The following is a 15463-nucleotide window of genomic DNA, read 5'->3' as shown; positions in this document are numbered from 1 at the left end:
ACAAAGTAAATATTGATGTTGAATGGATTTCATGTAAAACTTGTCTTTTTAACTCATTGGAAAGGTAATAATTACTCGTGTCCCCTCAAAGTTTTTGCTTTCAAAACGAATAGTGCCGCCATGGCTTTCAATGATTTTAATGGTCATCATTAAACCAAGACCTGTCCCCTTTTCTTTTGTTGTATAAAATGGTTCACCGAGTTTCCCTATTTCGTCCTCTGGTATTCCCTTTCCTTGGTCTTCAAATATCAACATCATTTGATGATCTTTCATGAGAGAGGTCACCTTGATGACGCCTGTCACACCATCCATCGCTTCTATTCCGTTTTTAAGGATGTTTAGGAAGACTTGTTTCAGTTCATTCGGAATGCCTTGAATGTTAGGGAGCGACGGAGACAGCTTTTTCTGAATGGAAACACCTTTTAAGACCGCCTGGGATTCAACGACCATGATCACTTCTTCGAGCAGAAGATTGACATGTACCGGTTCAAATTTCACCGATTTGCTTCTAGAAAGAACGAGGAATTCATTAATAATTGACTCGAGCCGATTAAACTCTGACATCATCACATCTGCATAATCTTTCTGATACTTTTTACTTTGAATCATCAGCTGTAAAAATCCTTTTAATGATGTCAGCGGGTTCCGTATCTCATGAGCGATGCCTGCTGCAAGCTGCCCTACTGCTGACAGCATCTCTGATTTCATCAGCATCTTCTCTGACTGCTTTTGATTGGTGATATCCTCTGAAATCCGCATGACGGTTGACTGCATTTTGTCAGGGTCATCGATTCGATGTAAAGAGACTCTCTCCCATCGTTCGCGTCCAGATAAATCTTGAAAGTACAGCTCACCTGTCCAGCTGCCCTCTCTTAAACAAACCTTCCATTGCTTCTCTAAATCATCACATTGACATAGCGAATGATAGACAGAAAAAATATCTTTGCCGATCAGGTCAAATTCATGCTGCTGGACAAACTGACAGAAACGCTGATTCACGCATTGGATGACTCCTTCCTCAGTTGCCACAACAATATGAATATGGCTGTTATCAAGTGCCGTCACCGCTAGATGAAGCGACTGCTTGATTTTCGTTACTTCAGTCATTTTAATCCAAGTCATCACTGCTCCTTCATGTTCTTCATCGAAGATGGGTGTGATGTGAACGGTGAATTGCTCGCCTTCGTTCGTTTCAATTTCACGTTCGATCGCGCGCCTATCCGAGATGACGGATTGGATATCATGATAGAGCGTTTCCTGCGTAAGCTTTTTAGCCATCGACCGAAAGGATTGCTGATGTCTGATTTTCGCAGAAGTAAATAAAGAGGCAGCTGTAGGAGTGTAATAGCGAATATTCATGTCCCTGTCCACAAACAGCGTTGCAAGCTCCGGCTTGACAGAGGGTCTGTACAGTTCTTCTCTTGTCACCCTCAAGTTGTTTATGATATTTATATAATGCTCGTGTTTTTTCTCAAACTCCTCTAATTGCGTGTGTTTTGCTTTTAATTGAGCCCTTGCCTCCTGCTCCTTTTGTTTGACTTCATTGAGTTCATTTTCTAAATCGACAATACGCTGTTGATAGACTGAATTCTGATCTGACATCCCTATGTCCCTGCCGTTCTTTTGATTTTTTCCTCTCTCATTCATTCGAATGAGAATGACGTAAACTCCCTTAAAACGGCGGTCAAAACTTTTCACGGTAAAATCTGCATACTGCTTGCTGCCTTTTTCCGAAATGAGAACATGTTGAAACACAACCTCTGTCTCGTCTGTCCACACCTTTTGAAAGGTTTGACTGAGCATCTCTTTCATATAATCAGGTGTCACATATTCACATGATTGATCTGACACTTCTGTATGGTCTAAAAAAGAATACGCACCCTTTGATACTGCCAGAATTTTGTCACTATCATTGATGATCATACATGCATCATAATCCTTGCTTACTTCTTGCATATATTGTTCGGCTCGCGCTTTCAACTCGATATCACGAGCGTCTGGTGTCCAAGGAACATGTGGTTTTGAAACGTTTGAATGGGTGTAAATGTTCCATTTTTCATTGAACAAATGAAACAAACGAGGGATATTGGGTACAGTTTCATTTGGCCCTAATATCAACATCCCTTGATCTTTTAAAGCATATTGGAATCGGGACAATACTCGTTTTTGCACTTCAGGCTGGAAGTACATCAGAACATTTCGGCAACTGATAAAATCGAGGTGGATAAAAGGTGAATCGATCAATAAATTGTGAGGTGCAAAAACAATATGTTTTCTAAGCGACTGCTTCACAATAAAAGCGTCACCTTTCCTTTCGAAATATCGCGCCCGCCATTTTTCCGGCATCCTTGCCATAGACTCTACTGAGTAAAGACCTTTACTAGCTGTTTGAATGGCTTTTCGGTTGATATCTGTTGCAAATACTTGAAGTTCAATGGTCACTTGTCTTCTCTTCATTTCTTCTAAAAATAAGATCGTAAAAGAATAGGCTTCCTCTCCTGTCGAACATCCAGCAATCCAAATACGGCATCGAGATTTCCCGTTTTTCACCGCATTTTCAATGATCGACGGAATGATCTGATGTTCACATACACGAAAAGCCTCCATATCCCTAAAAAAAGATGTCATACCGCTTAGAAGCTGTACGTGCAGAAGGTCAAGCTCATCTGGTTCTCTTTCTAATAAGCAGTCGTACTCTGCTAATAATGAAATCCGTTTTTTTGCAATCCTCATTCGTTTTTGAATGACAGATAGCAGCCTTTTCTTTTGATAGGTTGAAAAGGCAATGCCTTTATACATTTCAAGACGTTCAATAATTCTCAGTAATACAGGATCTGCCTCATCGATGTGCGGAACGTTAATGATATTGGCGATATATGCCGCAAGGGTGGAAGGGTCTTTGAATGTTTGTTGATACAAGGTGTCAAAACCACTTTCTACCTCGCTGCACGATAAAGCTGTACCGCCCTGCTCAACCAACTGAAGCAAGCCACTTCCCACACAATGACCTTTTTGAAAATAAATCGCAAAAGCCTCTTCCTTTTGAACGCTGGCGAGAGACTGAAAAAGCAAATCCACAGAGCAAGCCATGCACGGAGGCAGCTGCTCTGATAGGTGCAGCCGCTGATCTTCTGTTAACGTCACAACCGCATGCTGTGGACAAAAATAAATCGTCTTCTTCATGACTTTCTCACCATGTTTAATCGTTTTTGCCCGGTAGCCAATCGGTAAAACAAGTGCTTCCAAATCAGTTATACAATCGCCCGTCACATGATTTTGCACAACAATAAAAGAGGCATTTAATTCATGAGGAAATGATTGAAAAAAAGCCTCAAGATGATGCTGTTCAAACGGCGAAACACCGATGCCAATCACTGGTGCCTGCACATGTTCGTCTTCTATCAAACGATTAATGATTTTGTCCTGCATCTGGTACCCCCATGTTCATTCGTCTGATACTTTTTTTCGACAAAAAGGAAGAAAACCCTCTAATTGTAAATAATGTTTTTTGCATGAAAGAAGGAAAACATCCTCACATTAAAACTGATTGTATAAACAGAAGGAGGAATCTCAATGCAAAACGATCAGCAGACAAACGTTCAAGGAAATGTCCAGCAGCCTCAATTCAATCATGGCGGGCATGAGTTATTTGATTTACATGAAGTATTAGCAGGGACCATTAATATTTTGGATCAATACATGATCTTTCGCCAATTCATCCAAGATCCCGCATTATCCGACATTTTAGATCGACAATATCAATTTGTATTGTCACAGTATAATGTCACGGTAGATTGTTTTTCTACTGGTCAAAAGCATAGTGAAGAAACATCTACGTATATGATGAAAGAACAAACACAGGTGACATACGGAATAAAACCATCTCAGCCTAAGAAGCCAAATCAATCGTTACAGGATGTAAAGGACTCGGGAATTACAGGGCATATGCTAGGTCTCGTGAAATCACATGCTGGATTACTTTCAATGACTGCACTAGAGGTAACAAACCCTGTGGTGCGACGTGTGCTTGCAGCGCAAATTCCGAACTTTATTGAAATGGCGTATGAAATTTTCTTATATCAAAATAAACATAGCTATTATCAAGTTCCGCAGCTTACAGCTCAAGATATGCAGGCGATGACGTCTACATTTGCCCCAATGAAGGGCCAAGTTCAAATGCCGCAAAACAAAGCCAATCAGCAAAAACCGCTTCATTAAACAAAGAACGGCCGACCTATATCCTCAGGTCAGCCGTTTTTTCTTTGATAACTCAGTTTAAATTGCTCTTCAAAATCTGCCAGACGTTGTCCTGTCGCTTGTTCAAAACCTCTATCAAAACGGCCAGTCTTCGCCGTTTCCTCCATAATCTCATGTATGACGTCTCGTCCATAAAGCTGCACGAGCTCATAAATCATATAGTAGCTTTGCACATAAACATCTGTCTCATACGTCGTGCGAGAATCTTGCCAGTCTTGATCAGAATAAAGACATTCAAAAGGAATGACATCGAACCGTTCAGACGTGGCATTCAGCACATCATAGGCCGTCCATTCTGCTGTTCCTTCATGGAACCAAAGGGGAAAGATCACCGGGGACACTTCGTAAGAATGAACTTTTTCATAGAAAACAAAGTGAGCATATTCATGAATCAATAACGTGTTGAAAAAGTATAAAGGGAGTGTCTCTTTCTTCAATAATGCTTCCCGCTTATCTGGATATACCCCTATCATTTGATCATGATCGGAGTAAAAACCCGTAATATGCTTGATTCCTGCAAATTGCTCGATTGTCTCTTTATCATCAAAATAAATAATGTCTAAAGGTTTGTCAGTTTCAAATTGAAATACTGACGCTGTCCTCTTCTTTGCCTGATCCATAGCCTCAATTGTCAAATCAACAAAAGCGTCCTCTTCCTCTGCATAGTATATTCTAATATGTTCATAGACTTGCTTATTGAGTCCCTCCGTTAAAATCGTTTTAGGAGAAGACTGCTGCTCTAAATATTGTCCTGTCAGCTGAAACGCAACATAAATCAAGTACGCGGTGAAAGCATAAAAAATGAGACCTGCTGCTATCATTCCGCCTACAAGCTTTTTATGAATCAATGACGGCTTGGCTTTCATTTGCTCCCCACCTGAATTCATCCTGCAGCCTCTTTCTCTTTCTATGAAGAAACAAAGATCAACAAGAGGTGATATATTTTTTACTTTATGCAGTCAGGTGCGCAAGGTGCGGTTCCAAACAAAAAAGCCGCATATGACATACGGCTTTTGTCGTAGCTATTTTGATTCAGGGAAGACACGTCTGACCGTTTCAGTAAATTCATCGAAAAATCCTGAGATGGGCTCTCCGCTTCTAATACGTTTTCCATACCCTTCCATACGATCGACAAAGTCTGGATTCGCAGATACATACACATTATCGATTTGTTGATCCGTTGATTTGACTTTATCAGAAATTTTCTTTTTCAAATCTTCTGTCACATTACCGCTTTTATCGCCTTCAAGCATAACAGCAACAAATGCATTCTTTCCTGTAACAAGTACGTTCGCTGTTTTTACTTCAGACATGTTGGCTACTAGCTCTGACGCTTTATCTGCCACTTTGACCTTCTGAGGTGTTTGAACATCTGGCTGATCCTGCCGCATGTTGTCATTCTTATATGTGACATTTTCATACTGTCGTTTCATTGTTCCTCTTCGCTCATCGCCCTGGTTGTTCATACCACATCCAGTGGTGATCAATGCTGGAACGAGTAGTAAAGATAGCATCCATTTCTTATTCATCATTTATTCCCTCCTTTTGCTCTTAGGTTTTTCATCCAGCCGGCTTTTTATGCATACATCCTCTCTTTCAGCGAAATGAATTCATAATTCAGCTTTGTTTGGTCATCCTAAACATGATGAAGAAGAATCATCACGATCAAATGGAGGGATTCGTTTGTTTAAAAAAAGAAAAGGCATGAGCACTGGCGCAATGATCGCAGCATCAACAGCCATCATTGCATTATTTTCCCCGGTTTTACGAAGAAGACTGAAAAGCATGACGCAAATGAATATGTCTTCAATGATGAAGGGAAAAGATCAACAGCACCATGAATCGTCTCGAAACGAGTCACACGCACAGAAAGAAGCAAAGGGAACTGCGGAAATCGGACAAATGATGAAGCAGGCATTTACTGCTGTACAGCCAAACCATACGAATCAGCACCAATCGACATCAAGAAACCATCAGCCAAGAGAGTCTTATGCACAGTCTCTCCATATTGATGAAAGTGTCATGAATGTGATGGATGATGAATCAATCCAACAAGTGATCAATGACATCGAGCACAAATAAGAAAACAGGAGCCTTTATGAATAGAGGCTCCTGTTTATTCTCCTGAAAAATGCTCTTTCACCATTACAGAGAAGAAAGGTAAAAAGGTAATTTCAACTGTTGTGATAAAATCGCCATAAGCTTCTACTATGAGTAAGAGCTCTTTTTCGTTTGGCCGGTCCTTTTTTATCTCTACATGCTGCACGGTTTTAAAATCATAGATGCCTAAAAACGATCCATCTTTTTTTCGAACAGCTTTTAACGTAAATTCTTGACTTCCAAGGTACATCGTGACAACGAAACGCTCGTCTTGATTCTCAAATCGAAATGTCAGGCTTTGATATTCAATAGGCATCCCTTTCTCGAACCTTTCATCAGGCTCCGTTTCAAAAAAAGAGAGCCAGTCCGTTTCATCTGGGAAGCGTTTTCCTCGCATGTTTTTCGATCCCTTCATAAGTGAAATTTTTATTAATTATCCTTTTTCCCCTTTTCTTTTGCAACAAATTTTAGTAATTTTAAAAAGGTGATTTAATTTTGCTAAGAGACCTCTTTATTAATTTAACAATTCTTGTCACTTTTCATTATTTATTTCTGCTTGTGTTTAAAGAGAATTTTCTTAAGAAAGAAGATACCCTGCTCAGACAACTATGCAAAGGCATTCTTTCTGGGTTACTCGGTGTCCTCTTAATGTTCTTCTCTATCAAAGCAGGACCAGCTATCGTCGATTTAAGACATATCCCCCTTATTTTAACTGCCTTTTATGGAGGCATCGCCCAAACCATCATTGCAGCCTGTGTTGTAATCATTGGTCGATTATTAATCGAAGCCAACGTCGCTTCTTTCATCAACATTTTTTCCATGATGATCATCGCAACAGCTTCTTTTTTAATTGCTGAGCGCCATATGAATCAAGTTATGAAAATGCTTTTGTCCATTACGTTAGGTAATGTGATTGCCACAAGCCTGTTTATCATGATCGTGCATGAGACATCATTTGAACTACATTTTGCTTATTGGATGTTCTCATATATTGCTGGTTTGTTTAACTTTTACGTCATTGAGCATCAAACAAAAGCATATCAGCTATTGAATTTGTATAAATTCCAAGCTCATTATGACTTTTTAACAGGTGTTTTAAATAAACGGAAGTTCGATGAGGTCTTAAATGATGCTTTTTCGATGAAATTTAAGCAGCCTATCCAACAAATGTCCCTTATTTACTTAGACATCGATTACTTCAAATCCATTAATGACCAATATGGACATCATGAGGGAGATTTGGTTTTAAAAGAAATCGGAAAAAGGCTGATCAAAAACACAAGAAGCTCAGATTATATTGGCCGGATCGGCGGTGAGGAATTTGCCGTCCTTCTACCCAATTGTACAGTTGAAAAAACATGGCAGATTGCAGAACGCTTACGGAGAAAAATAGCAGATCAGCCGATTTATTTACAAAATGGCATGTCCATTCATATTACAGTATCACTTGGGTGTGCGTATTACTCCGCGAGAAGTCGAGACATCAAACAATTACCGATTATAGCTGATCAGGAGCTCTATAAAGCGAAGCAGTCTGGCCGAAATCAAGTGAGCTTCTCAGGAAGAAAAAGAGGCCAATGAATATAGGCTATTTCCTCAATTTGTTAGCGCTAATTATTTTTAAAAAAGTTTTTGGATAACAGTTGTTTTTTCCCGCAAACACTGGTAAAGTAAAGGTAATTATTTTTGTTCGTATCATCTTTAAGAAGAAAGTTTTGAAAGAGTTTTCGTCTTTGAAGTTTGTGTAAGAGCAAGAATAGTGAATTTAAGCGTTAAGATCGCTTTAGGAGGAAATTTCATGTTAGAAGGTAAAGTAAAATGGTTCAACTCTGAAAAAGGTTTCGGATTCATCGAAGTAGAAGGTCAAGACGATGTATTCGTTCACTTCTCTGCTATCCAAGGCGAAGGCTTCAAAACTTTAGAAGAAGGTCAAGCAGTTTCTTTCGAAATCGTTGAAGGTAACCGTGGACCACAAGCTGCTAACGTTAACAAAGCGTAATTTAAGAGCATCTGCTCTTTAGCACTTTATAGAGTGAAGGAAAACCGCTCGGCTTCTGCCGGCGGTTTTTTTGTGCTATACAAAAAAGAGAACCTGACAAGAGGTTCTCTTCAAATTGTTGACAAAGGGCTAAAATGGTTTTATTTTAGCCCTTTGTCTTCTTTTCAGCGTGATAGAAAACCTTTGAAGTCTAGGAAGGACGAGCACTGGCGCGGAGCGAATTTGACATTCGTGAGCACCAGCGCGCAGGACACCGAATGCAAGGGTTTGTCTACACGCTGAGAGAACCTGACAAGAGGTTCTCTTTTTTATTTGTCCTTCTGCTTTAGCTTCTGCAAAGCAGAACGATACATGTCATCATTCATTTTAGTTTCTGGCTCTTCTTCTTTGACAGGTGGTTCTGGCTGCTTAAACTTTTGAAGCGCCTGTCTATAGAAATCATCACCAGACACTCGTTCATCCGTTTGAGAAGGCGTTGACGCTTCTTCTTCTACTTCAGGCTCTACAGGTCTCGCCGCAACTTCTGACTCGCTGCGGGGCACGTCAGGCTGATTGGGCACATCTTCATTGATCTCTTTCTTCTCGATCGAAGCGTGTCTGACATTGAATGCTACTAATCCGATAATGACTAGAACAGCAGCTACTAACGCTACAATAATCGTCGCCAAAAGAACCCTCTCCTTATCGCTTAAATGACGCAGTGACTGATGCTACACGTCTTCCTAATGCTTTCCCAAGTTCAATGCCTTCTGACGAAATCACTTCATCAGAATCAATCGGACATGTCACACCTGCTCCATAGTAAGAGCCGTATAAAGCATTTTCTGGCACATTTCCAGGAAGGCCAACAACAAGCATCCCTTGGTGGAACATTGGTGTAATTAAATTATGCATCGTCATTTCTAAACCGCCGTGCGTTGTAGCAGTTGTACAGAAAACGGCACCGACTTTATCGATCAGTTTTCCTTCTGCCCATAAGTAGCCAAGACGGTCAATCCATGTCTTTAACCCAGAACTAATGGTCCCAAAGTGACCAGGGCAGCCCCAAATGATCGCATCCATTTGATCCAGCTTGCGAATATCCGCATCTTTCACATGATCGACGAATACTTCAGCGTGCTCTGTTTCACCTGCACCCGCTGCAATTGCTTCTGCCAGTGCTTTTGTATGGTCACCTTCACTATCGTATACGACATAAATTTTCATGTACGGTCCCTCCACACTTATCTTGCATCTTGGTTTGCTTCCTTAGGTGCTGGAAGCAGTGTCATTTCTTGTTTTTTATGCTGCTGGTCTTTTCTCTTTTTATCCTTACGTACATCACGCAGGAACAAGCTGAGAATGACACCAGCGGCACAGAATAACGTTACCCACATGTAAGCATCATTGATACCCATTACGTTTGAATCAACCTGTGCTTTCGTAAAAAGCTGGGTGGATACATATTTTTGAGCAGCTTCAGCTGTCATGCCCATATGGTGCATCACATTCGACACAGCCGCCTGGAATGAATTCATAAAGAACGGGTCCGCTGTATTTGTTTGATCCGCCATATTGGAATAATGGAATGTTGTCCGATTCGTATAAATCGTTGTGATCAAACTCGTACCGATCGAACCGCTTATTTGTCTTAATGTATTAGACATCGCTGTACCATGGCTGTTTAAGTGCTGTGGTAATTGGTTCATCCCAGCTGTCATCACAGGCATCATAAGGAGTGACATACCGAATGCACGAACTGCATACATGAGCACAATGTGACTATATGATGTATCAATCGTCAGCCTTGTAAACTCGAATGTGGTGACAACGGTAATGAGCATCCCCACAATCGCAAGCGGACGAGGTCCAAATTTATCAAACAAAATCCCTGAAATCGGGGACATAATCAGCATCGCAAGTGCCCCTGGAAGCATTAATAGCCCGGATTGCAATGCCGTAAACCCAACGAGGTTCTGCAGATAAATCGGAAGTAAGAACATCCCAGTGTATAAGGCAACTGTAATAATAATATTAATGACACTTGATAATGAGAAAATGCTGTATTTAAACACTCGGAAATCAAGCATCGGATTATCAGCTTTCAGCTGTTGGAAAATAAAGAGAATGATCGCAATCGCACCAACAATAATCGTCGATAAGACGATCGGATCTGTCCAGCCATCACTTCCAGCTTCACTCACTCCGTATAGGAGCGAAGCAAAACCAACGATGGAAAGAACCGCACCAAGGCTGTCCAGCTTGATCTTTTTAGGCTCTACAATATTTCTAAACATAAAGAAAGCCGCGATAATGACAATTGCTCCGATTGGAACAAGTCCATAAAACATAATACGCCAAGAATAATGTTCAATAATGTAACCAGATAATGTTGGTCCTACCGCTGGAGCAAACATCATCGCAAGACCGAAAATCCCCATTCCTTTTCCTCTGTTTTCAGGAGGGAAAATAAAAAGGATTGTTGTCATCACGAGCGGCTGCAGGATACCGCCGCCGATTGCCTGAATCAAACGACCAATGAGCATGGTCGAAAAGTTCGGCGCAATCCCGCAAATAAAGGTCCCTAGTGTAAACGAGATCATGGCAACTAGGAATAAGCTGCGCTGTCCAAAGCGTGTGATTAAAAACGCAGATAACGGAATCAGCACACCGTTGACAAGCATATAACCTGTTGTAAGCCACTGAATCGTCGTTGCACTCACATTAAATTCAGTCATTAAATGGGGCATGGCTACGTTCAGAAGTGTTTGGTTCAAAATCGCAACGAACAAGCCGGCCATTAAAATGATCAGTAAAGACAAGGAGCCTGCTCCCTGTTTTGTTGCTGCAGGTTGATTTGCCATCTCAGACAACCTCCTTTCATTTTTTGATATCAATCATCATTAAGATGAAATTTTGACAGAAGCATTCATACCAGGAAGTACTTTGTCTGATGGATTTTTAATTGAAATTTTCACTGCTACTTTTTGTGTCACTTTTGTATAGTTACCACTTGAGTTTGTTGCTGGCAGCATGTTGAATGTTGAGTTTGTCGCATAACCAATTTGTTCAACTGTTCCTTCAAATGTTGTATCAGGATCACCATCTACCACGATGTCGACTTTGTCGCCTTTTTCAATGCTTTTAATATCTGTTTCTTTGATATTTGCTGTGATGTAAAGCTTGCTTAAATCAATCGTTTCACCAAGAACTGTACCAGGCTGCACTTGTTGATTGTTTTGTACTTCTTTTTTGACTAATGTGCCATCAGCCACTGATTTAATGTTTGTTTTTGTTTCTCCTTCAACTTTTGCGACTGTGCTGTCTTTTTGCACTTCGTCACCTTCATTGATATCCCAGCCTTTGATTTGTCCAGCTGCTGGTGCTGTGATTTGATACATGTCACCTGTCACTTTCGCCTCGTCAGTTTTGACAAAATTTGTGCTTTCGTAGTAGTAATAAGCACCTCCGGCAATAATGGCAAGAATTACAATAAGGCCAATAATATTCGTTAGCAATAAACGCCCTCTGTTCATGTTTTGTTTCTCCTTTCATGTATAAAAATATAGTGTCATCTGCTTTAGCAAACTTAGAATGCCCATCATCTGACAGAATATGAAGCAAGCTCATAAAACTGTTATATCTCCTTCATCTTCCCCGCATGAATAATGGTGTGCAGCCCATTTATACTTATTGTTCACTCATGAGCAAAGAGAAGAAAAAGAAGAAAAGACGATCGGCATCTTTTTTGAAAAACTTATATTTAACAAGATTAAATATTAATAAATGAAAATTGAAATGTCAAAGAGAAAGTTTTACTTTTTTTCTGGTGATCCCTTCCTTCTCCATACAAAAAACCCTTCAGCCCTTATGCTGAAAGGTTTTTTCAAATGTGCTATTTACGAAAGAACTTCTTCCTGCTGAAAAAATTTTTTTAGGGCAAGAAAAACGTCTGATTTTTGTTTCAAAATATAATGCTTAAATTTCTCATCCTGTATATGCTTATATGCTGACATTAATGTAGAATGCCGGTTGTATTGATTCACTTCACCATAGCAGAATAAGTTGGCTTTTTTCATAATTTCAGAAACAAGCTTCACGCATCGTGCATTGTCTGAGGTCAAATTGTCTCCATCAGAAAAATGAAAAGGATAAATATTATATCGCGACGGCGGATAACGTTCGTCTATGAGCTCTAGCGCTTTTCGATAGACAGAGGAGCAAATGGTTCCTCCGCTCTCCCCCCGCGAAAAGAAATGCTCTTCATCGACAACCTTCGCCTCCGTATGATGAGCAATAAATTCAATTTCAACCGTTTCATACTTTGTCCGTAAGAAACGTGTCATCCAAAAGAAAAAACTTCTCGCCATATATTTTTCCCAAAGTCCCATACTTCCGCTCGTATCCATCATCGCCAAAACGACGGCTTTCGACTCTGGTTTGGTCACTTCATTCCACGTCTTATATTTGATATCCTCTGGGTAGATTGGATAAAAGGAAGGACTGCCTGTCATTGCATTTCGTTTAAATGCTGACAGCATCGTTCGTTTTTTATGAATATTCCCTGTTAACCCGGTTTTGCGAATATCGTTAAACTCAATTTGCTCGACAATGATGTCGTCAAGCTCCTTTTGTTTAAGGTTTGGCAGCTCTAATTCCCGAAACAGCGCTTCCTCAAGATCCATTAATGAGACCTCAGCTTCGTAATAATCCTCTCCAGCCTGATCTCCTGCGCTCTGTCCCTTTCCTTGCCCTTGCTTACTGTCTGATCCATCACGTGCGACAATATCGCCTACCTCGCTGTCTCCATCGCCTTGACCCACATGCTTATTTTTATCGTAGTTGTACCGAATTTTATATTCATCTAACGAACGAATCGGAATTTTGACAACATCTTTTCCGTTAGACATGATAATGCTTTCTTCTGTGACAAGATCCTGCAAATTGTTTTTAATCGCTTCTTTGACCTTTTTCTGATGACGCTGCTGGTCGTCATAGCCTTTTCGATGGAGGGACCAGTCTTCCTGAGATACAATAAACTGACTTTTTTCTTGCCGGGACATCCATCCCCCTCCTCACCTGTTTGCACAATTCTTCTAACCACCGATTCCTTTATCTTATGCTGCTCGTCACCCAAGTTGACGATCATTTCTAAAAAAGACATTACCGGTGCAGGTGCGCCAATAATGCCTCCTTCATTTATTAACGATTGAGAAGACTGCCTACATATTTTAAAAGTTCATTTGCACTTGTTGAATTATAGCCATGTTCATCAATTAATCTAGCCACTACTTCATTCACTTTCTTCAGCTGCTGTTCATCCGGCGTCTTCGTTGACGTCGTGATTTTCACCACATCTTTTAAATCAGCAAACAGCTTCTTCTGAATTGCCTCACGCAATCTCTCATGAGAATTATAATCAAAGCGTTTGCCCTTTCTCGCATAAGCCGAAATACGAATCAGAATTTCTTCTCTAAATGCCTTTTTCGCATTTTCAGAAATTCCGATCTGCTCTTCAATTGAACGCATAAGCTTTTCATCAGGGTTCATTTCTTCACCGGTTAACGGATCACGCAGTTTGTTTTTGTTGCAATATGCCTCGACATTATCTAAGTAATTATCCATGAGCGTTTTCGCAGACTCCTCATAGGAATACACAAATGCCTTTTGTACTTCCTTCTTCGCAATATCGTCGTACTCTTTTCGCGCAACAGAAATAAAATTCAAATAGCGCTCCCGGTCCTCGCTTGAGATAGATGGATGCTGATCGAGTCCTTCTTTTAACGAACGAAGGACATCCAGCGCATTGATCGACTCCATATTCTTCCGGATAATAGTGGAGGAAATGCGGTTAATCACATATCGCGGATCAATTCCGCTCATCCCTTCATCATGAAATTCCTTTTTCATCTCATCAATATCAGCAGATTGGAATCCCTCGACACTTTCTCCGTCATAAAGGCGCATTTTTTTCACCAAATCAATATCAGAACGCTTCGGCTCTTTGAGTCTTGTCAAAATGGAGAACATCGCTGCCACCTTCAGCGTATGCGGGGCAATATGCACATCAGAGACATCACTTTCTGAAATCATTTTATGATAAATGCGTTCCTCCTCTGTCACCTTCAAGTTATAAGGAATCGGCATCACAATAATTCTTGAATGCAAGGCCTCGTTCTTTTTATTTGAAATAAACGACCGGTACTCGGTTTCATTCGTATGAGCGACGATCAATTCATCTGCACTAATCAAGGCAAAACGGCCTGCTTTAAAATTTCCTTCCTGCGTTAATGACAGAAGATGCCATAGAAATTTCTCATCACACTTTAACATCTCCTGAAACTCCATCATCCCTCGGTTTGCTTTATTGAGTTCTCCATCAAAGCGGTAGGCCCTTGGATCTGACTCTGATCCAAATTCAGCAATAGTGGAAAAATCGATGCTTCCTGTTAAATCAGCAATGTCCTGAGATTTCGGATCAGACGGACTAAAGGTACCAATACCGGTCCGTTTATCCTCTGAGAAAAAGATCCGTTCAACCCTTACATCCTCAATTCGTCCACCATATTCCTCTTCCAGCCTCATCATATTCAGAGGGGACAAATTCCCCTGCACACGAATGCCATACTCTCTATAGAAATCCTCACGTAGATTTTGCGGAATAAGATGAAGCGGATCTTCATGCATCGGGCAGCCTTTGATCGCATAGACTGCGCCATGATCTGTCAGTGAATATTCTTCTAGTCCTCTTTTCAGCCTAGTAACAAGCGTAGATTTCCCCCCGCTCACTGGTCCCATCAATAACAAAATACGCTTCCTCACATCGAGCCGCTTGGCAGCAGGGTGAAAATATTCCTCCACTAATCTTTCCAATGATTCCTCTAATCCAAAAAGCTCCTGATCAAAAAATTTGTACGTTCTGACCCCATTCTCCTCTTCAATCCCGCTGTCTTTAATCATATGATAAACGCGAGAATGAGCAGATTGAGCGACAAGTGGATTTTCCTTTATAATGTCTAAATATTCGCCGAATGTGCCTTCCCATTTGAGACGCTGCTCTTCTTCTCTGTGCTGTTCGATTTTCTTTAAAATATCCATATGAACCTCCTCTTTCAAGATTGAAGCAAG

General features: G+C 40.6%; 14 protein-coding genes. 4 read left to right on the top strand and 10 right to left on the bottom strand.

The window, feature by feature from the left end; genetic code table 11:
* Positions 1-48: 48 nt before the first annotated feature.
* The gene (locus MHI11_RS04715) at positions 49-3429 is read right to left on the bottom strand and encodes a CheR family methyltransferase (RefSeq protein WP_340960531.1); all 3381 of its coding nucleotides are present in this window, start codon (positions 3427-3429) and stop codon (positions 49-51) included.
* A gap of 144 nt (positions 3430-3573) precedes the next feature.
* On the opposite strand from MHI11_RS04715, the gene MHI11_RS04710 reads away from it, so the two are divergent.
* Positions 3574-4218, top strand: a complete 645-nt coding sequence (locus MHI11_RS04710; protein ID WP_065098961.1) for a spore coat protein — start codon at positions 3574-3576, stop codon at positions 4216-4218.
* 29 nt (positions 4219-4247) lie between these two features.
* Here MHI11_RS04710 and MHI11_RS04705 read toward each other — a convergent pair whose 3' ends face one another.
* Together MHI11_RS04705 and MHI11_RS04700 are read right to left on the bottom strand one after the other, a co-directional pair.
* Complete coding sequence (locus MHI11_RS04705; RefSeq protein ID WP_340962288.1) at positions 4248-5123, bottom strand: hypothetical protein; 876 nt, start codon at positions 5121-5123, stop codon at positions 4248-4250.
* Between the two features lie 156 nt (positions 5124-5279).
* Complete coding sequence (locus MHI11_RS04700; RefSeq protein WP_003211812.1) at positions 5280-5789, bottom strand: YhcN/YlaJ family sporulation lipoprotein; 510 nt, start codon at positions 5787-5789, stop codon at positions 5280-5282.
* Between the two features lie 151 nt (positions 5790-5940).
* On the opposite strand from MHI11_RS04700, the gene MHI11_RS04695 reads away from it, so the two are divergent.
* Positions 5941-6339 (top strand): spore coat protein, encoded by a 399-nt coding sequence (locus MHI11_RS04695; protein ID WP_065098962.1) that lies wholly within the window; start codon positions 5941-5943, stop codon positions 6337-6339.
* Between the two features lie 34 nt (positions 6340-6373).
* Here the strand turns inward: MHI11_RS04695 and MHI11_RS04690 are convergent, their stop codons facing one another.
* Entirely contained in the window at positions 6374-6754 is a 381-nt protein-coding gene (locus tag MHI11_RS04690) for a hypothetical protein (protein WP_044141641.1), read from the bottom strand.
* A gap of 98 nt (positions 6755-6852) precedes the next feature.
* On the opposite strand from MHI11_RS04690, the gene MHI11_RS04685 reads away from it, so the two are divergent.
* Positions 6853-7938 (top strand): GGDEF domain-containing protein, encoded by a 1086-nt coding sequence (locus tag MHI11_RS04685; RefSeq protein ID WP_044141620.1) that lies wholly within the window; start codon positions 6853-6855, stop codon positions 7936-7938.
* A gap of 217 nt (positions 7939-8155) precedes the next feature.
* The gene (cspB, locus tag MHI11_RS04680; RefSeq protein WP_003212277.1) at positions 8156-8356 is read left to right on the top strand and encodes a cold shock-like protein CspB; all 201 of its coding nucleotides are present in this window, start codon (positions 8156-8158) and stop codon (positions 8354-8356) included.
* A gap of 308 nt (positions 8357-8664) precedes the next feature.
* Here the strand turns inward: cspB and MHI11_RS04675 are convergent, their stop codons facing one another.
* The 6 genes from MHI11_RS04675 to MHI11_RS04650 all read right to left on the bottom strand — a co-directional run bounded on the left by MHI11_RS04675 (position 8665) and on the right by MHI11_RS04650 (position 15433).
* Positions 8665-9024 carry a hypothetical protein gene (locus tag MHI11_RS04675; RefSeq protein WP_111912671.1) on the bottom strand — a complete coding sequence of 120 codons (360 nt, stop codon included), beginning with the start codon at positions 9022-9024 and terminating at the stop codon, positions 8665-8667.
* A gap of 13 nt (positions 9025-9037) precedes the next feature.
* The gene (locus MHI11_RS04670; protein ID WP_340960530.1) at positions 9038-9562 is read right to left on the bottom strand and encodes a flavodoxin family protein; all 525 of its coding nucleotides are present in this window, start codon (positions 9560-9562) and stop codon (positions 9038-9040) included.
* Between the two features lie 17 nt (positions 9563-9579).
* Positions 9580-11199: a DHA2 family efflux MFS transporter permease subunit gene (locus tag MHI11_RS04665; protein WP_065098964.1), complete on the bottom strand. Its 1620-nt coding sequence runs from the start codon at positions 11197-11199 to the stop codon at positions 9580-9582.
* A gap of 39 nt (positions 11200-11238) precedes the next feature.
* Positions 11239-11871: an HlyD family efflux transporter periplasmic adaptor subunit gene (locus MHI11_RS04660; RefSeq protein ID WP_034663794.1), complete on the bottom strand. Its 633-nt coding sequence runs from the start codon at positions 11869-11871 to the stop codon at positions 11239-11241.
* 363 nt (positions 11872-12234) lie between these two features.
* The gene (gene yhbH / locus MHI11_RS04655) at positions 12235-13398 is read right to left on the bottom strand and encodes a sporulation protein YhbH (protein WP_340960529.1); all 1164 of its coding nucleotides are present in this window, start codon (positions 13396-13398) and stop codon (positions 12235-12237) included.
* A gap of 139 nt (positions 13399-13537) precedes the next feature.
* On the bottom strand, positions 13538-15433 hold the full coding sequence (locus tag MHI11_RS04650) for a PrkA family serine protein kinase (RefSeq protein ID WP_003211752.1): 1896 nt from the start codon (positions 15431-15433) through the stop codon (positions 13538-13540).
* Positions 15434-15463: the final 30 nt, after the last annotated feature.

Origin of the sequence: Bacillus sp. FSL K6-3312, assembly GCF_038007485.1 — a bacterium.
Classification (GTDB): Bacteria; Bacillota; Bacilli; order Bacillales; family Bacillaceae; genus Bacillus; species Bacillus pumilus.
This window is presented reverse-complemented; position numbering and strand designations above follow the sequence as displayed.